Genomic DNA, 19,191 nt, shown 5'->3' with positions numbered 1-19,191 from the left:
CTATAAAACTACTTATGCTTCTTATTTACACGCATAAAATCACCCCAAGATTGCGATATACCTTTAAGCATATCTGCACCAATATTCTTGGGATTCCTGTAAAATTCACCACCGCGGTAGACGAGTTTATCGTGCACGATAGTTTGAAGCTTTCGTACACCAGTAAACCGCTAGGGAAAGAGTTGCATATAAAAAGTCAGGAGGTTTTATTTGAACAAGGCATCACAGATATTGAGATCAATATGCAGCCTTGGCGAGAAACAAAGTGTTTTTTTGTGACCGGAACTAAAAGCGCGCTACCCTTTGATATATTTGCTGCGGCCTTTGTGCTTCTTAGTCGATATGAAGAGTTTTTACCTCACGTAAAGGATGAACAAGGCCGGTTTCCGGCTACCGAAAGTCTTGCTTATCAAGAGGAGATTTTAACCCAACCGGTTATTGATATCTGGGCAGGATATTTTAAAGAAGTACTTTTAGAGAAATATCCTGATTATCCTTTTGAGCAGCGTAAATTCAGTTTTCAGGCATTGGTAGATGTTGAGCAGGCTTATGAGATGTACGGCATTGGCATTATGCGGTGGGTGACCAGTTTTTTAATTGATCTGGTGCATTTGCAGTTCAGCAGAATCTGGCTGCGCTTACGGGTGAACCTTGGCTTGCGTAAAGATCCTTATGATACCTTCAGTTGGTTGATCAACGTGCAAAAGAACGCCAAGTTTAAGTTTGTTTTCTTCTTTATGGTAGGTAATTATTCGACCTACACACGGAACATCAGATACAATAAGAAAACCTTTAGAGAGCTTATTAAAATGGTGGGCGATTACAGCGAAGTAGGTTTGTTGTTATCTAAAGAGGCGTTATCAGTAAAACGCCAAATGAAGTTAGAAAAGAAAAGAATTGAGGGGATTACCAATAAACAATTAAGTGCTGTACGTTGTAGCAAGTATATGCAGAGTCTTCCTGAACATTACCGCGAAATGATTCAGTTAGAGATGAAAAACGATTATTCTATGGGGTATCCTGAATATTTGGGTTTCAGAGCAGGAACCTGCACTCCGTTTAATTTTTATGATCTCGATTATGAGACGATAACTCCGTTGCTCATTCATCCTATTTGTGCGCAAGCTTCGGCATTTGAAAGCAGTGCTTCTGATGAAAAAGAACTTAATCAGGAGCTTGATACTTTTTTTGAAATGAAAAAACAGGTAGAACAGGTAAAGGGAAGTTTTGTGTTTAGTTTCAGAAATAAATCAGTCACAGGTAAAGGTCAGGATCAAGGCCAGTGGAAACAATTTTTTAGAGAATTAGTAAATGACTAAAATCAAAGACATAGAGCACATTTTTTTTGATCTGGATCACACCCTTTGGGATTTTGACCGAAATTCCAGATTAGCTTTTGCAGATATTTTTCAAAAGAATAAAATTGATGTTGCGATTGATGACTTTCTGGAAGCTTATGAGCCTATAAATTTTCAATATTGGAAATATTATCGCGAATCTCGAATTACCAAAGAGCAGTTGCGCTACGGAAGACTAAAAAATAGCTTCAAAGCAATTGGGGTTTCCATTGACGATCATTTGATCGATAGGCTTTCGGTGGATTATATTGATTATTTGCCAAAGCATAACTATTTATTTGATGATGCTGTAGAGCAGTTAGAAGATTTGCATAAGCGCTTTAAACTCCATATTATCACAAACGGATTTCAAGAAGTGCAACAGCTTAAATTACAAAACTCGAAGATTGATCACTATTTTAAAACGGTGACCAGTAGCGAGTCTGTAGGTGTCAAAAAGCCAGACTCGAAGATTTTTCTTCACGCGATGGATCAAGCTGCTGCGGTGCCAGGAAACAGTTTGATGATTGGTGATAATTATGAAGCAGATATAGAAGGTGCGCTTAATGTAGGTATGCGTAGCATCTGTTTTAACTATCATAAAACCGTACTACCACCGCACATTCATAAAATTGATTTTTTAAGCGATATAAGTCGTTATTTATAAACTATTTGAAGAAAAAGAGCGTTATTTTGCTTTATACCCCTTCTAATGAAACTACGCTTTACTCATTTTCTATTCTTACTTACCGGCTTGTTTTTAGGTTGTTCAGAGCAAGTTGACTTTGATCAGGCCAACGAAGTTTCTTTAACCAGTACTCAAGATATAGATCTGGTTTATTTTACGCTCAATCAAGATACTTTTGTAGACGGTACCGGGCAATTGCAACAAACCGGCGTTGTTGAAGCGGTAAAACTAGATTTTTTAGACGATCCGTTTTTTCAGAATCATTTGATAAAGATTGTTTTTGCTTTTAAAATGACCAACACATTTCCGCAAGATCTTACTGCGGTGATTAAGTTTAACGACAGCGCCGGTGTAACCCGAGAATCTATTGCTCTTGAAGCGGCCGGAAGCCCGGACGGGACTGAAGTTATTTCTGAATATGAAGTAGTCAAAGAAGGGGCTGCGATTGATAATATTACCAATGCAGATAATGTGCTGGTTGAATATTATTTAAATACCGAAGGCTCCCCGATTGTAGGTAGTTTAACCTTTGAATCAAAAGCAGCATATACCGTTGAATTGTAAAGTTGGACTACTTTTTTTAATGCTGATCAGCGCTTTTAAAACCGTTGCGCAAATTCCGCAGTTGTATGATGCAGACTATCTTCCGCAGAGTTTAATGCTAAATCCCGGTAATGAAGTTGACTTTGATAAGCATTTAGGGATACCGTTATTGAGCGGAATTGGAGTAGGTGTAGGCCTGAGAAATGTTTCGGTTTACGATATCTTTCAAGTGAATGAGAATACTGAAATTAATACCCGTATTCGTGCAAAGGCAGACCAACTGACCAATAAAGATTATGGAGTGCTTCATCAGAATCTCGAAATTTTAAGTGCCGGCTTTCGGAATAAAAAAGGGAATTACATCTCTTTTGGTTGGTACGAAGCGCTAGACGCAGTTGCTTATTTTCCTAAGGATATGGCTACCCTAGCCTATGAAGGGAATCAACAAAATTTGGGCTATTCTTTTAAAGCTTCAGATATTAAAGCCAGAGCCGAAATGGTTTCTGTTTTTCATATTGGGATGAATAAAAAGATCAATGAGCGTCTTACGCTAGGCGGCCGATTTAAGATTTACAGCGGAATGCTCAGCGCTGAAAGCACAACCAACACGGGGACTTTTACGACCTATCTTACGCCAGACGGAAATAACTTTTACGAGCATCGGCTGGCGAATATTGACGGTGGACTAAAAATTGCAGGAACCGGAAGCTTTGAAGAATTTTCGCAGTCGCAAATTCTGCAAAATTCGGTCTTCAGCGGAAATTATGGAGCGGGTATAGATCTAGGTTTTTCTTATAAATTGAATGAACGCTGGGGTGTGAGCGGAAGTCTGCTAGATCTGGGTTTTATTCATTATAGCAGCAATACGTATGAGTATTATGGTGAAGGCGATTTTACGTTTGATGGTATTGAATTTATTTTCCCTTCTGTGGTTGATAATAATATGGTGATACGACCCTACTGGACCGATCTCGAGGATGAATTCAGGGAAAATATGACTTTTGACGAGCGCGCCGATATTCAATATACCGTATTGCGCCCAGTAACTTTGCTGGGAGGACTAAGCTATGCTTTTGGTGAGCGTTTAGATTGTAATTGTTTAAAGCCTGAAGAAGATCGTTTTCGGTTTAAAACAGGTTTGCAGGCTATGGCGATCAAACGACCTCGCGGAGTGCAAGCAGGGTTGACGGCATTTTTGGATGCACCACTTACTTCGTTCTTAAATACAAAACTTACATACGGAATTGATGCTTTTACCTACACAAATGTGGGCTTTCTAATTTCTGCTAAAATCCGTAGTTTTAATGTGTATTTAGCGGCAGATAACTTACTTTCATATTCAAATATTGCCGACTCAAATACAGCCAGTTTTCAAATTGGTTTACAATTAATTTCAAATAAAAACTAATGAATACAAGACACTATATTTTACTTGCGTTTATCGCTTTCATTTCGTTAACATCGGTTTCCGCGCAAGAACTAAAAGATTATAAATACATCGTTATACCGCAGAAATTTGAATTTCAGGATGAGGCCGGACAATATGAACTAAATGCGTTGACTCGTTTTTTATTCATTAAATACGGCTTTGATGCTTATTTAGAAAATGAGCAGCTTCCGGATGATCTTAATGCTTCAGGATGCAATACTCTGTATGCACGTGCAGATATTAGTGGTTTTTTGAGTACGAAAGCTTTGATCACTTTAGTGAATTGTAGAGGGAAAGAAGTTTTTGTACTTCCAGAAGGGAAAAGTAAGATCAAGGATTTTAAAGGAGGACATCAGGATGCTTTTAGGGATGCATTTGAAGAACTTGAAGAAGAATACGGGTATACGTATTCTGATGCCATCGTAGAGCGAGCAGAGCTGATAGAAGAGGTAGAAGAAGAAGAGGAAGCGCCGCAAACTCTGGTTGATGCAGTAGCAAACAATAAACCGCCAAAAAAGGAGGTTGTGGTTATAGCAATACCAAAAAATAGCGATGTGGTTATCAAGGAAGAAGTAAGCACCGCAATTGATGCAGAAACAAATAACGCGGCTACTAATGAAGCAGAAATTGAACAAGATATTAAAACGGTGTTGACTAGTGCAGATGGAGCTTTTAGTATGCGAGCGACTGCAAATGGATTTGATGTTTATGAAGGAAGTAGCAAAATAGGAACTGCTACCAAAACTTCTGCGGGGTCTTATTTAGTGAATACCTCACAATTCACTGGAGTAGGATACTACAATGGCACAGAATTCACCGTAGAACGCGAAATAAAGGGTGTAAGCGGACTGGTAAAAATGATTTTTACACAGGAGTAAATACATAGAATTACAGAGAGCCTCGTTTTAAATGTTGTTTTTCGCTGAGAGAAATAACCTTTGAAACGAGGTTTTTTTATGGCCGCGCGATAAAAGAAATAAGATCTCGAAGTAGTCTTAATAATTGTACTTGTCTCCCCAGCGGTTTTTAAGAAATTTTCTAATGCCATCTTCACGTGCGTTAGCACCGGGATCATATAGCTTTTGATTCGCGATCTCCTCCGGAAGAAATTCTTGTGCAATAAAGTTGCCCGCGCCGTCGTGAGAGTATTTATATTCATCACCATAACCCAATTCCTTCATAAGCTTAGTAGGCGCATTGCGCAAGGCAAGGGGTATAGGTAGATCGCCTGTTTGTTTAACGAGCTGCTGCGCTTTATTGATCGCCATATACGACGCATTACTTTTAGGCGAAGTAGCGAGATAGGTTACGCATTGACTCAGAATAATACGAGATTCAGGATAGCCTATTGTGGTTACAGCAGTAAACGCATTCGTCGCCATTATCAAGGCAGTTGGGTTGGCATTGCCAATATCTTCTGAGGCTAAAATGATCAAGCGTCTTGCAATAAACTTGAGATCTTCGCCACCTTCTAACATACGAGCGAGATAATAAACTGCTGCGTTGGGATCGCTACCTCTTATAGACTTTATAAAAGCTGAAATGATATCGTAGTGCTGCTCACCGGTTTTGTCATACATCACCGTATTTTGCTGTACTTTTTGCTGCACCATTGCATTAGTGATCACGACTTTTTCTGAAGTTTCGGTGGTCACTAAAAGTTCAAAAATATTCAAGAGTTTGCGGGCGTCACCACCACTTATACGCAATAGCGCTTCGGTCTCTTGCAGTTCGATATCTTTTTTGGATAATATAGTATCTTGCTGCATAGCCCGCTTTAAAAGCGCTCTGAGGTCGTCTGCAGAAAACGGATTCAAAACATATACTTGACAACGGGACAATAGTGCGGGAATCACCTCAAAACTTGGGTTTTCGGTGGTCGCGCCTATTAATGTTACCCAGCCTTTTTCAACCGCAGCCAGTAAGGAGTCTTGTTGCGATTTGCTAAACCGATGAATCTCATCAATAAACAATAACGGATTTTTTTGTGTAAACAATCCGCCGGCATTCTTAGCTTTATCAATGACTTCGCGTACATCTTTTACACCGCTGTTGATCGCGCTTAAAACATAAAACGGCCGCTTAGATTCTTCTGCAATGATAGAAGCTAAAGTCGTTTTACCCACGCCAGGCGGACCCCATAAAATCAATGATGGGATTACCCCAGATTTTATTGATGAGGTTAGCGAACCCTTGTCACCAACCAGATGTTCTTGGCTCAAATAATCGGCTAACGTTTTAGGACGTAAACGTTCGGCTAATGGTGTATTCATAGCTTCAAAAATATTTAATTGTAGCAGATAAACTGCCAGTATTTCTTACTTTATGATTTTGGCTAAAGTATTGCTAGATTACCGAATACTATGAGCGCTAAAAAACAAACGTCGGCTTTTCAATTCACCACAGGAGTGGTGTTGTATCCTTTAATAGGAGTGCTCACGCTTTGGCTGGTTTTTTGGTTTGAGTTGAAATTTGGTTTTAATTTCACCCCTTATGGCGTTTTGCCACGTGATCTGAAAGGATTGTTGGGTATCATTTTTTCACCCTTTATACATTCTAATTTGAGCCATTTGTGGCATAATAGCGTTCCTGTTTTGGTTTTGATGGCAGGGTTAATCTATTTCTATAAACCGGTGGCAGGGCGTGTGCTTTTTTGGGTAGCAATAGGTTCAGGGCTGGGAACCTGGCTTATTGGTCGCGAGGCGTACCATATTGGAGCCAGTGGCGTAGTTTATGGTCTGGCTTCTTTTTTATTCTTTAAAGGAATTTGGTCTAAACATTATAGGCTGACTGCCTTTTCCCTCATAGTGGTTTTCCTCTATGGAAGTCTGATCTGGGGAACTATGCCCATAAGAGACGGAATGAGTTGGGAGGGGCATCTTTCAGGATTTGTAACCGGACTGGTTTTAGCTTTTGTGATTAAATCGAAAATAGCAAAGCCCGTAAAGTATGTTTGGGAAACCGAAGCTTATAATCCGGAGGACGATCCTTTTTTACAGCAATTTGATAAAGATGGAAACTTTATTGATCCGCCTCTGGAAGAGGATGATGACGAAGATCGACTTACTTAAGGCGTTGTCTCACAACTTCATAGAGAAATGCACCACATGCTACCGAAACATTTAGCGAACTAATAGTACCTGCCATAGGTAGTTTTGCTTTGTGATCTACCAATTTTAATACACCGGGAGTAACTCCTTTTCCTTCACTTCCCATAACAAGCGCAGTTGGTGAAGAATAATCTAAATCGTAAATAGAATCGTCAGTCTTTTCGGTTGCTGCCACAATCTGTACTCCAGAACCTTGCAAGTAGAATAATGCATCCTTGATATGGTCAACTTTACAAATGGGTATGTTGAAGATCGCTCCTGCTGATGTTTTTACCGTATCGTCAGTTACCGGTGCTCCTCCTGATTTAGGAATGATAATCGCATCAACTCCCGTGCATACTGCAGTTCTGATAATTGCGCCAAAATTTCTAACGTCAGTGAGCTGATCTAGAAGTAAAAATAGGGCTGGCTTATCACCGGCGAGAACCGCTTCAGCAGTAGCTTCAAATTCAGCAAATTGAATAGGGGAGATGGTCGCAATTGCACCTTGATGATTTTGGTCTGAAAGTTTGTAGAGCTTTTCCTGCGGAACATATGAAACAGAAATACCATGCTCACGAATCAACTTTTCTAATTCCTTAGAAAGCGGATTGCTTAATCCTTTTTGAAGATAAATCTTACCAATTTCTTTACCTGCTTGAATCGCTTCGATGATTGCGCGGGTTCCGTAGATGTTTGTGCTTTTTGACATAGGGCAAAGATAAGTTGGTTATTTAAGATGCAGAAATAAAAAAGCCACCTAAAAGGTGGCTTTTCAAAATCAAATAATAACTTAAAAATTAGTTTACGTCCCAGAATAATTTACTCAAGATCGTATCCCCGTTACCTAAATCAGCTGCAGCTGCTGCGCGGTTTTCACCGTTAAGCGTTTGCAGGATTTGCGGGTATCTTAAACGGAAAGGTAAATCCGTTACGCCATTTACACCAGATTCAAAGGTGTAAGACTCAATTCTGTTTCCTTCTGCTTGAGCGTCCACTTGATTTTGTGGTAAGTCAACTGTATCTCCAGGTACTAAAAGTACATTAGGATAACCAGTTCTTCTATACATTGCGTAAGCAGTATTAGGTTGCATATATAAAGCTACATACTTTTGGTTAAGTACGTTTTCTTCAGAAGCGGCAGGCAAAGTGCTTACAAAAGCAGTGATGTCTGCATCAGCAACACCCCATTTTTCCATAGAAGCACGTACACCTTCTTCGTAGTTCGCTTGATCAAATCCATTCTCTTCAGAAAGGATAAAAGCAACTTCAGAATATTCCATAAGTACCTCACCGTAATCTGGTCTTAGAACTTTACTACTCATAAACGAGTAAGAAGTAGAAGGAAGTGCATTCATATTTCTAAAAGCGTATGGAGCTCCTACATAGTCAGCAGGGTCATCACTTGTAGTATAGTTGTCATCTTTTACATCTTCAATACCTACTGAAATAGGTGCTGCCATCTCAAATAATCTTGGGTCAAGACCAAAGTTACCAGTCTCACCTTTTAATAGGTTGATAAATGGAGCAGTTACTGCAAAGTCAGTTCTACCAATGAAGGCTCTCCACCAAGGTGAAGCGTTTAGATCTACTGTTTCGTAGCTCTGAACAGCGTTATCAGCATTAGAAGTCATTACACCAGACTGAATAGCGGCATTAATAGCGCTAGTAGCAGTTGTAGGGTCTACATCACGAAGATTGTTTGCAACTCTTAGAATTAAAGAGTTTGCAAATTTTTTCCATTTTGCAGCATCACCACCAAAAATGTTATCACCAGATGTAAACACAGCAGCATTAACATTGATCATATCTGCAGATTCTCTTAATTCATTTAAAATATCTGCATAGATCTCTTCTTGAGGAGCAAATACAGGATTTAAATCGTCGTCTACAGCAAGTGCTTGAAAATTCTCATTATCCGAACCATAAGAATAGTAAGGTACATCACCAAAGAAATTAGTCAACTCGTAAAACATATAGGATAACATAATACGAGAAGCTGCAATCTGGTTGTCATTATCCCCTGAAGCAGCGGCGTCTGCCATTGTTGCTTCATCAGTGTTAAGGTCAATGATTGATTTAAAGTCTGTTGCAACTAGGTAAGTATTTTGGTAAATACTTTCTGCTGAAGACTCACGATATAAATAACGATCTTCATCAGCATAGGCTGTTTGTCCCCAATATTCTACCCAGTTCTGAGTTAAACGTCCTGAGTTAAAAGCGTTTCGGCTAAAGTCGATATAGCTTTTAGTTGCAGATGCAAAAATATTTGCAGTAGGTACGAGCTCAGGGTCGTTAGGGTTTAGGTTAACTTCTTCTAAGCCATCATCACAAGAACTAAATCCCGCCGAGATGACGAGCATTAATAAGATTATAAATTTATTTTTCATCTTTTTCTTAAAATTTTAATTGAACGTTAAGTCCGTAAGAACGTGTTGATGGTAAAGAACCACCTTCAGAACCTTGAATGTTACCACTACCTGTAGTTGCGATTTCTGGATCAAAGTTGTCATTGTCTAGACCCCATACAAGTAGGTTTCTACCAAATGCAGTAAGTCTTACTTCACTAAATGCATTACCAATCCAGTTTTTAGGTAGGTTGTAACCAAGAGTTACTTCACGTAATTTCCAGTAAGAAGCATCAAATACGTTTTGTGCATCATTACCAAAATAGAAATCAGTACCATATTGCTGTGCAGAAATTACTTGCGTATTTTCAGCAGTATTTGATACTGTGTAAGAACCGTCATCATTATAAGTTACATCACCAGTTACACCAGGAAGAATTAAACCTTCTTCACGAATGTTATTAGCGGCAGTTTGCTCTAAGATACCAGAGTAGTTACCCCAAATGTTGGTCAATGAGCGGTATACACCACCTTTTTGTCTGTCAATTAATACGCCTAAGCTGATACCTTTATAGGTAAAAGTGTTGCGAATACCCATATTGTAATCAGGTAAGATAGAACCAAGGTTTTCTACGTTTTGAGTTTCAGCATAGCTACCATTTGAGTTTACAACGCGATTACCAGCATCATCATAAACGTAGTTAGTACCACGAATTTGACCGTAACGCTCACCTACAACTGCATTTAAAGAAACACCGTTAAAAGGGAAACTTGCTAGCTGAAGTGTTTCAAGACCTTGAGCTAAGCTAAGTAGCGTGTTTTCGTTCTTAGCAAAGTTCCAAGTAACATCCCAAGAAAAATCCTCAGTCATTATCGGGGTAGCATTTACAAGAATCTCGATACCTTTATTTTCCAATTCACCAGCATTAAGAACTGTAGAAGTAAATCCTGTTGAAGGATCAACTTGTACTGGAGTAATCAAATCTTTAGTTAGCTCATTGTAATACGTTACATCAAAACCTAAACGTCTATTGAAGAAAGATGCTTCAACACCAAATTCATAGGTGCGCTTCTCTTCTGGTAAAAGGTTAGGGTTTTTATTACTGCTAACAAGAGTAAATGGTACTGAACCTAAGAAAGGATTACTTCCTGTAAATACATTGCTTAATTGATAAGGGCTTGTATCACTACCAACTTCAGCATAACCAGCTCTTACTTTTAAGAAAGAAAGCCAGTCTGCATTAATAAATTGAGATGCAATAAAACTACCACTTACAGATGGGTAGAAGTATGAGTTATTCTCTGCAGGTAGAGTAGAAGACCAGTCATTACGACCAGTTACTGTTAAGTAAGCAAAATTGTCATAACCTAAAGAAACAGAACCAAATAAACTGTTTATCTGACGCTGAGAATCACTTTCACTAACAGTTGGGTTATCTACAGAGTTACTTAAGTTGTAGAATCCTGGAACTACAAGACCTCCATTAGTATTAGCACCTAAGAAGTGATATTCGTTAACCCTTCTATTACCACCTACAAAGGCGTTGATGCTTAATTTGTCTTCAAAAACAGATTTGTCAAAGTGTAATCTTCCCTCATAGTTGATCTCTTGAAAATCGCGATCACTTTCTGAGTAAGAAGCTTGTGCTTGAGAACCAACAGCTGTTCTTTGATTAATTCTAAAGTCATAAGTATCACCATATACTTTAGCTACCGCATAGAAATCATCAGTAAAGTTATAAGTAGCACCTACAGTACCATACCAACGTGTTCTTTTATCCTCTGCTGTATTTTCATTAAGTACCCAGTATGGGTTATCTGTATACTGTGGAAGAGGATCATTGTAAGCTCTTCTGTTCCAAGTTCTCTGGCGACCATCTGCAGTTTTATATGCCTTAAGACGATCATAGTCTAATGAAGTTTGACCAAATTGATACAACTGAAGAATTACACTTTCTCCTGTATAACCTGAAGCTGGTCTGTTAAAACCATCAGTTACTGTAAAGTTTACCGAAGCATCTACTTTTAATTTATCACCAATTTTAGTTGAACCATTAAAGTTAATACTGGTTTTATTCAGTTTAGTATTTGGTAAAATACCTTCAGTCTGCGTATTGTTGATAGACATACGCATGTTAGAATCTTCTCCCGCTTGAGAGAATGCTACACCATTATTATAAGAATACCCCGTTTTGAATAAAGTGCTACCGTCATTAGCAGGAGCTACCCAAGGTCTAGTTTGTAAATAGCCAGGAGTTCCTGGTTCAAAAGCATCCCAATGTAAAACTGGTTGTCCTTCATATCTTGGTCCCCAAGATTCATCAGTTGCATAATCAACTAAATTGTATGTAGTACCATTAATAGTAGCTTGGTTAAAGCCGCCTTGGTCACCAATAGTGTAGTTACCACCTCCACCGCCGTAGAGTTTTTGAGTTTGTGGTAGAATGTTTACTTCTTCAAAAGTGATACCTGTGTTTACAGTTACTTCACCTTTGCCTTTTTTACCTGATTTGGTAGTGATTTGAATAACCCCGTTAGATGCACGTGATCCGTAAAGTGCTGCTGCTGCACCACCTTTAAGAACGTTCATACTAGCAATATCATCAGGGTTGATGTCAAAACCAGTATCACCAAAATCACGACCACCTCCACCATTTTGGGTAGATGTACTGTTGTAGTTACTGTTGTCTAATGGGATACCGTCAACTACAATTAAAGGTCTGTTTTCTTGTGTGATAGAACCAATACCGCGGATTAAAATTCTTGAAGAACCTCCTAAGTTACCACTTGCATTAGAAATTTGAACACCTGCAACTTTACCAGAAAGCGCATTAAGTGCATTACTATTTCTTGTTTGTGTAAGTTCTTCACTGCTTACCTCCTGAGTTGCGTATCCTAAAGATTTCTTTTCTCTAGAAATACCTAAAGCAGTTACAACTACTTCATCAAGAGCTTCACCTGCAGTTAGACTCACATTAATTGTGCTTGAGGCTCCTACTACTTGTTCAGAATCTCCAAAACCTACGTATGAAAAGACTAAGGTCTGACCCTGAGATGCAGAGATTGCATAATTACCATCAAAATCAGTTTGTGTACCTGTAGTAGTGCCTTGAATTACGATGTTAACACCGGGAAGTGGCACTCCACTTCCATCAGTAACCGTACCGGTTACTTCTTTGGTTTGTGCAAACGAGAATTGCACCACTAACGCTAAGAATAGCGTTAGCAATCCAGTAAATTTAATTTTCATGTTATTGTTTATTTGAATTAGCCGAGGGCGAATTTGTAGAAATAATATTCAATAAACAATTTATTTGTCATAAAATTTTAATAGATGGTTGTTGTATATTCATTAAAAAAGGTGTTTTAATGAGAAATATTTATCATCAAGGATGGTTTATTTGTGTTAATTACAAAAAATGCAAAAGTTGTGTTAATTAAAAGTATAAGGTGTTGTGGTTGTTTTATTTAAGAGTGTTTACATTATGTTAATTTAAAATTTATTAAATCGTTATAGTGATGAAATTTGATAACTGTTTGAATTAGATCTTAATAGTAATTTGATTTTTATTTTCAATCTATAAAAATAAAAAAGCCTGCAATTTTACTTGCAGGCTTCCTTTTCGATTATTGGCTAATAATCTCTACGTGGTTTCTTATAATTATTGTGCACACACTGTGATAGGTAATAAGCCAGATGCTTGCTCACCAAAATCACCAGAATCGTACACTAAATCTCCGTTAGGTGCATATACCTCGAAGCGAATCTCACCATAGTTATCACCTGGGAAGTTCCATTCTGCACTTACTGTGCCTTCTGGTATAGTAACAGTTGCCACGCCCTCGTAACCATCATTTGGTGTACAACCTCCTTGACTTTCATCTAGGAATGCTCCGGAGTTACACCCTCCATAAGGGGAGCATAAACCAACTTCTAAAGTTGTGCTATCTAAAACAATAGTGATTCCTGAGCCACCATTACCACAATCAGTTTGCCATCCATCTCCATAAGAATCAAACATTCTAACGGTATAGTCACCAGGTTCTGGAGAGCAGGTTAATAATGCATTGTATTGAAATGGCGCCTTAAAGAATACACCTGTCAATACACCTGAACTACTTTCTGGCCCTAAAGATCTACCATCTGTAAGGTTTAATACAAGTTCAAAAATGAACACATCACCAGCGGTGTATTCACTGTCAGTAATTCCCATTGCGCTAATAGCTTCTCCGAAAGTAGCGGTCAATGTAGCTCTTGGTAAACCTACAGGCCCTTCAGTGAAGTCAGATGCAGGAACCGTTTTTACTAGGCTTCTGTTTGGATCTGAAGTTCCATTATCGCTTGTAAGGTCTCTAAGTGAAACGTAGATGTCAACACTCTCCATAAGTCCACCGTCTAATTCATCTTGCTCTTCTACGGTCACTGCGAAAGTTGATGTAGGGTCACTAGAGTTTAGAGATGCATTAATAACTTCAATAGTTCTTAATACAGCGCCTTTTTCGTAATCTAAAACAGTATAGATTGCATTATCTGGGTCATCATCACAAGAAACTGTGTTGAAGACGAGCCCTAGAATAAGTATGTATTTTAAAATATTTTTCATCTTCATATAATTTTAGTTTGCAGGGTTAGTAACTCCGGCATCCCAGAATACCTGCGTTAAATTGTCTTGTCGCTGACTAACATTTGGGTTAGCATTAACCTCACTTGATGGGTAAAGAAGTGTTCTAGGGAATGGTCCTGGATTTGGATCAATGTTTCTTGCCAAAGTTCTTGGATACCCAGTTCTTCTTATAAAATTAAATGCATCTGCACCACCGCCATACATAGCGATGAAAAATTGTTCACCTAGGATGTCTAGTTTAGATTTTTCTACAGGCCAGTCAAATGCATCTAATGCAGTGTTCTCATCGGCATCAGAGAACTCGTCAGTAATATCAGCTATAAATTCTGAAATATCTTCTGCAGTAGGAGCCAGACTTGTGTCTGCTGTAGGATCTGTAAACGTGGTAACATAGTTCACAGATTCTGTTACACCAGCTTCAAAAGCATCTTCTGCTGGATCATCCTGCCCAAGCATTAGATATGCTTCAGCTCTCCAGAATTCTACATATGACGAAAGAATAATAGGCTCTATACCTGCACCTCCGGCACCGCGACCAAGACCTACAGCTGCATCATAAAACGTGATGTTGCTTTGATCTGGATTTAAAATTACCCAATCTAAATTGTCATCAAATCGACCTCCAGCTGGATAAACTCCTGTTGCTGTTCTTGTAAATGAATCTGGCGGAATACCTTCATTGTTACCGTGTATTCTTCCCCAATATCCTAAGCGCATAGAACACCAATAATCTTCTTGCTCTGTAAATTCTAAGTGCGATGGTACGTCTTGTGCAGAGCAAGCTAACGATGCTGCGTCTACTGCGCCGTCATACAAATAGTAATTTTCATCAGCTTCCCAGAATAATAGGGTGAAGCTACCTGGAGTAACCGCATTTTGACGGTAGAAGTAATATCTTCTTCGTGGGTCATCATTACCTGAGAAGTCCCCGTAGGTACCTGCCATAAGATTCATTAACCAGTTAGATCTATAAAGACCTGCTCCACTATCAGTGTAATCACTTGCGTAATCAGGATGACGTGTATCTGGTTGCTGTAAATTAGTGCCATAAGCGAAGGTGAAATTATCTTCAGCGCTTTCGATTACGTTGGTAGCGTTGATTACACCATTGTAGTCACCGGTAGTTAACGCGGCTCTCATTTTAAGTGTATTGATAAACTTGATCCATTTACCTCCATCGCCTTCGTAAAAAAGGTCTGTAGATGTCCCAACGCTAGCTCCTTGTAACAGAGAAGAAGCTTCGTTTAGTAAGCTTAGTGCAGCGTCATAAACAGCTGCATCATCGTCTAGATTAGGGTTGGGAAAATCTAGAGGCATATTTGCTTCACTCCAAACAATGTCACCAACATAATCTACAAGTAGCATCATAAGGTGTGCTTGCATTGCTTTTGATGCACCAAGAATATAATCATAAGAACCATCAGTGTTTGATTCTTCAATTACTGCAATATCCGGGTTCATCGAACTGAATAAATTTCCCCAAGGTCCATTAAGGGTTCCGCTTCCGTAGTTATTAAAATAGATACGACCACTCATATAGTCAATTCTACCAAGCTGCGCGCCAATATTATTAAATGACGACACGCCATTACGGTAACTCAATTGCACACTGTTAAACAGAAGTGATGGGTTGGCCTGATCAGGGCTCAGAGAGTTAGGGTTTTCTAGCATTTCGAGCTCTACCGTCTCGCAACTCTGAAAGACTGTAAGGGCTGAAAGAAACGCTATAAATAAAACATTATATATTTTTTTCATATTAAAAATTTTTAGTAGATGCTTTTTAAGTTAAGTGCTTCTACGATTAGCTTAGAATGTAGCTTTTACGCTCAAACCATATCTTCTAGAACTAGGTCCATTTAGATAGTCAAATCCACGCCCGTTACCTACACCAATACCAGCTACGTTAGGATCAAAATTAGCGCGATCTGGAGTGTTGTATGCGTCATACCATAAGTTATATCCGGCAGCAGTAATCGATAAAGTGCCAAAAGGAGTTTTTTCCAACCACTTTTTAGGCATTGTATAACCTAGGGATAGCTCCTTAAGACGAATTACAGAAGCATCATAGATTCTCAACTCGCTAGGACCAAAAAGAACATTATCAAAATAGAATGAAGAGTTGTCTAGCTGCTGTCTGTTAGGAGATCCGTCAGCTAAAACACCAGGAAGAATAAAAGGCTCTCTACGATCCGGGTTTATTAAACCACGACCTAGCAACGTACCTATTGTCTGAGAGTAAATGTCTCCACCGCTTACGTGGCTTACTTGAAAACCTAGCGTAAGATTCTTATAAGAAATAGTGTTGATAAAGTTCATTACATAATCAGGGTTAGGATTACCGATGATAGGTGCTATAGAACGAGCTCCTGGAGTATCGGCATTTACCTCATTTCCTGCATCATCAATATAAACCTCAGTCTCTGATACGTAAAAACCATCATTACCTACTACAAATGAACCATTATCATCTCTAAGAATTCTGCTTCCTACGATAACCCCTAGTTGTTCACCTTGAATTGCAGCATTACCTAAATTAGAGAATCCTGCATAAACTATCTGGTCACTACCAAGTTCGGTAACTATTTGCTTATTGGTAGTGAAGTTCACTCTGGAGTTCCAGCTGAATCCACTAGGCTCTGCACTTTTAAATATGTCAACCCCTAGGTCAACTTCCCATCCGGTTCCTTCAACCTTTCCGATGTTACCCGTTGTGCCGGTATAACCTGAAGATGTTGATAATGGGATTCCTACAATCTGGTCTTTAGTTGTACGATCGTAATATGATAAGCTAACATCTAAACGGTTTTTTAGCAATCTTGCATCAAAACCTACTTCCCATTCGCTGATCAACTCAGGTCTTAGATTTGGATTAGCAAGAGCGTCGCTAACACCATTGGTAACAATTCCTGAAGCTCCACCAACAGCTCCACCAGAAACTTGAGTTGATTGATTGATAGTATTTACGGTTGGGTATCCTGTAGGGAACCCTGCAGAAGAACCAAGACCGGCTCTTAATTTAAGGTAATTTAGTCCTAGGCTGTTCCCTCCGCCAAAACCTTCAAATGCAGAAGTTGGAATGAAAGAGGCGCTAACACTAGGGTAAAACTGACTGTTGTTTTCTGCGATCAAGTTTGAGATCCAGTCATTTCTTCCGGATAGCGATAAGTATAAGAAGTTATCATACTCAAATGAAAGATCACCAAATAAACCAATTGTGTTTCTCTTTTGAGAAAACTGAATAGGTAGCTGGTTTTCAAAGTTGAAGTGTCTCTGAACGTCATAAACGATTTGAGCAGAGCTCGAAACCCCTTGTCTGTCGTAGTATTCTCCTAATGTACTTCCTCCTAAAAGAAAGCTAACATTTAATTTTTGATCAGCTGTTAAGTCGTAATTACCAGATACCGCAGCATAGTGATTAAAAGTAGTGCTGTTGTTATCCCAAGTGTCATAGTAACCAAAACGGTCAGCATCACTGTTAACTCCTCCTTTATTTGCGTAAGAGTGGTTACGTTCGTTATAGATATCAATACCACCTCTATAGAGTACACTTACATTATCGTTGAACTCGTAAGAAAGTTGTGCATTACCAAAAACACGATTGGTAAGCTGACCATTCTGTGCATTTTTAACAGTCCATCGTGGGTTTACAATGTCGTTTCCATTACGGTAATAGATACTACCACCTGTTTCGGGGATTTCAAAAGGTAAGCCCATTAAGTCAACACTTATGGGGGTGAAGAATACCTGACCAAATACAGATAAACCATAATTTGCGTTACCATCACTAGCTGCAACCGGAGGTGTTTTAAAATCAGTGCGTGAATAGTTTAAAATACCGGTTACTGTAAATTTGTTGCTCAATTTAGCGAGTCCACCAACAGAAAGTGTGTTTCTGGTAAGGCTGTTGCCAGGGGTGAAACCTTGATCATCTGTATGCCCGAAGTTTACGTTGAAAGACATGTTACCATCATTTGAAGCGCCTCTGATGTTCAAGGAGGTATTGCTTACACTACCAGTTCTAAAAAAGTTCTCTACACTAGCGTAGGGTCTGTAAGCATAGTCAACCCCTTGGAAGGATTGATACAATTCGTTCTCTCCGCCTAAAAAGTTACTTAAGAAGGCGTTTGTGGCATATGGATGCGGAACATTTCCGTTAGCATCGATAATTCCAGCGGGATCATTTAAATATCCGTCAACTCCTGTTGCATTGAAGTTTGGTCCGTAGTTACTGAAAAACCAACCAAAAGACTGGTTAAAACCACCACCATAATTCTGTTGGTAATCAGGAAGGGATGCGATCTCGTTGAAAAAGAAAGACTGATTTAAAGTGATTTCTGTTTTCTTTTTTGAAGACTGCCCGCTGTTTGCTTTCGTTGTAATTAAGATAACACCGTTACGCCCGTCAGTTCCATAAAGTGTTGCGGCAGCAAGACCTTTAAGAACAGTAACGCTTGCGATGTTGTTGGGATCAATATCTAAGAAACGGCTCGAACCAGTATTACCATTCACAAAACTCCCTGAAGAATTAGTGTCACTGGCAAAGGGAACACCGTCAACCACAAAAAGCGCTTGGTTGCTTCCGTTAATAGAGGTGTATCCTCTAATAACTACGTTTGTTGCAGATCCTGATGTACCATTTTGTGCGGTGATCTCAACACCAGATGCTTTACCTGAGAGTACACGAGCAACATCAGATTCGGGACGCTGTTCAAGAGCTTCAGAAGATACTTCGCTTACAGCATAACCGAGTGCTTTTTTCTCCCTTTTAATTCCTTGGGCGGTTACTACTACTTCTTCTAAAGCTTCTCCAGCGGCAAGCTGAACATCAATTGTAGATGAAGTTCCTACGGTTACGTCTTGAGGAGAAAAGCCAACATAGCTAAATGTAAGCACATCTCCCGTAGATGCTTCAATAGAATACAATCCATCAAAATCTGTTTGTGTTCCGGTTGTCGTTCCAGAGATGAGGACGTTAACTCCTGGCAGCGGAACTCCGCTATCATCGGTTACCGTTCCAGAAATTGTTCTGGTTTGCGCAAAAGAAACTTGCACAACTAATGCTAGGAATAACATTAGAAATCCTTGTAATCGTTTTTTCATGTTTAATATTTATTTGAATTAGCCGATGTTAA

Annotated in this window: 13 protein-coding genes; 6 read left to right on the top strand and 7 right to left on the bottom strand. The window is 39.1% G+C overall.

The features are described 5' to 3' along the window. Window positions 1-14 precede the first annotated feature (14 nt). The 5 genes from BUA96_RS14175 to BUA96_RS14155 are packed head-to-tail and all read left to right on the top strand — an operon-like array spanning window position 15 to window position 4,875. Window positions 15-1,319, top strand: a complete 1,305-nt coding sequence (locus BUA96_RS14175; protein WP_072984127.1) for a polysaccharide deacetylase family protein — start codon at window positions 15-17, stop codon at window positions 1,317-1,319. Further along, window positions 1,312-2,004, top strand: coding sequence for a YjjG family noncanonical pyrimidine nucleotidase (locus BUA96_RS14170; protein ID WP_072984125.1), 693 nt, complete (start codon window positions 1,312-1,314; stop codon window positions 2,002-2,004). Before BUA96_RS14175 ends, BUA96_RS14170 begins: the two co-directional genes overlap by 8 nt. A gap of 45 nt (window positions 2,005-2,049) precedes the next feature. Beyond that, entirely contained in the window at window positions 2,050-2,589 is a 540-nt protein-coding gene (locus tag BUA96_RS14165; protein ID WP_072984123.1) for a hypothetical protein, read from the top strand. Further along, window positions 2,579-3,976 (top strand): DUF5723 family protein, encoded by a 1,398-nt coding sequence (locus tag BUA96_RS14160; RefSeq protein WP_084673175.1) that lies wholly within the window; start codon window positions 2,579-2,581, stop codon window positions 3,974-3,976. The genes BUA96_RS14165 and BUA96_RS14160 overlap by 11 nt, the downstream gene beginning before the upstream one ends. After that, on the top strand, window positions 3,976-4,875 hold the full coding sequence (locus BUA96_RS14155) for a hypothetical protein (RefSeq protein WP_072984121.1): 900 nt from the start codon (window positions 3,976-3,978) through the stop codon (window positions 4,873-4,875). The genes BUA96_RS14160 and BUA96_RS14155 overlap by 1 nt, the downstream gene beginning before the upstream one ends. Before the next feature lie 117 nt (window positions 4,876-4,992). On the opposite strand, the gene BUA96_RS14150 is transcribed toward BUA96_RS14155, so the two are convergent. Beyond that, on the bottom strand, window positions 4,993-6,270 hold the full coding sequence (locus BUA96_RS14150; RefSeq protein ID WP_072984119.1) for a replication-associated recombination protein A: 1,278 nt from the start codon (window positions 6,268-6,270) through the stop codon (window positions 4,993-4,995). Between the two features lie 90 nt (window positions 6,271-6,360). On the opposite strand from BUA96_RS14150, the gene BUA96_RS14145 reads away from it, so the two are divergent. Then, the gene (locus tag BUA96_RS14145) at window positions 6,361-7,068 is read left to right on the top strand and encodes a rhomboid family intramembrane serine protease (protein WP_072984117.1); all 708 of its coding nucleotides are present in this window, start codon (window positions 6,361-6,363) and stop codon (window positions 7,066-7,068) included. On the opposite strand, the gene rlmB is transcribed toward BUA96_RS14145, so the two are convergent. From rlmB to BUA96_RS14115, 6 genes are all read right to left on the bottom strand, one after another. After that, a complete protein-coding gene (rlmB, locus tag BUA96_RS14140) occupies window positions 7,061-7,798 on the bottom strand; it encodes a 23S rRNA (guanosine(2251)-2'-O)-methyltransferase RlmB (RefSeq protein WP_072984115.1) in 738 nt (245 codons plus the stop codon). The genes BUA96_RS14145 and rlmB overlap by 8 nt on opposite strands. An 88-nt stretch (window positions 7,799-7,886) precedes the next feature. Beyond that, window positions 7,887-9,476 (bottom strand): SusD/RagB family nutrient-binding outer membrane lipoprotein, encoded by a 1,590-nt coding sequence (locus BUA96_RS14135; protein WP_072984113.1) that lies wholly within the window; start codon window positions 9,474-9,476, stop codon window positions 7,887-7,889. A 7-nt stretch (window positions 9,477-9,483) separates the two neighbouring features. Further along, window positions 9,484-12,684 (bottom strand): SusC/RagA family TonB-linked outer membrane protein, encoded by a 3,201-nt coding sequence (locus tag BUA96_RS14130; RefSeq protein WP_072984111.1) that lies wholly within the window; start codon window positions 12,682-12,684, stop codon window positions 9,484-9,486. Window positions 12,685-13,096: 412 nt separating this feature from the next. Continuing rightward, window positions 13,097-14,044 (bottom strand): hypothetical protein, encoded by a 948-nt coding sequence (locus BUA96_RS14125; protein ID WP_175546503.1) that lies wholly within the window; start codon window positions 14,042-14,044, stop codon window positions 13,097-13,099. A 6-nt stretch (window positions 14,045-14,050) separates the two neighbouring features. Then, window positions 14,051-15,814, bottom strand: coding sequence for a SusD/RagB family nutrient-binding outer membrane lipoprotein (locus BUA96_RS14120; RefSeq protein WP_072984107.1), 1,764 nt, complete (start codon window positions 15,812-15,814; stop codon window positions 14,051-14,053). A 51-nt stretch (window positions 15,815-15,865) separates the two neighbouring features. Beyond that, window positions 15,866-19,159, bottom strand: a complete 3,294-nt coding sequence (locus BUA96_RS14115) for a SusC/RagA family TonB-linked outer membrane protein (RefSeq protein ID WP_072984105.1) — start codon at window positions 19,157-19,159, stop codon at window positions 15,866-15,868. Window positions 19,160-19,191 lie beyond the last annotated feature (32 nt).

Origin of the sequence: Leeuwenhoekiella palythoae (assembly GCF_900130045.1) — a bacterium.
Taxonomy (GTDB): Bacteria; Bacteroidota; Bacteroidia; order Flavobacteriales; family Flavobacteriaceae; genus Leeuwenhoekiella; species Leeuwenhoekiella palythoae.
This window is presented reverse-complemented; position numbering and strand designations above follow the sequence as displayed.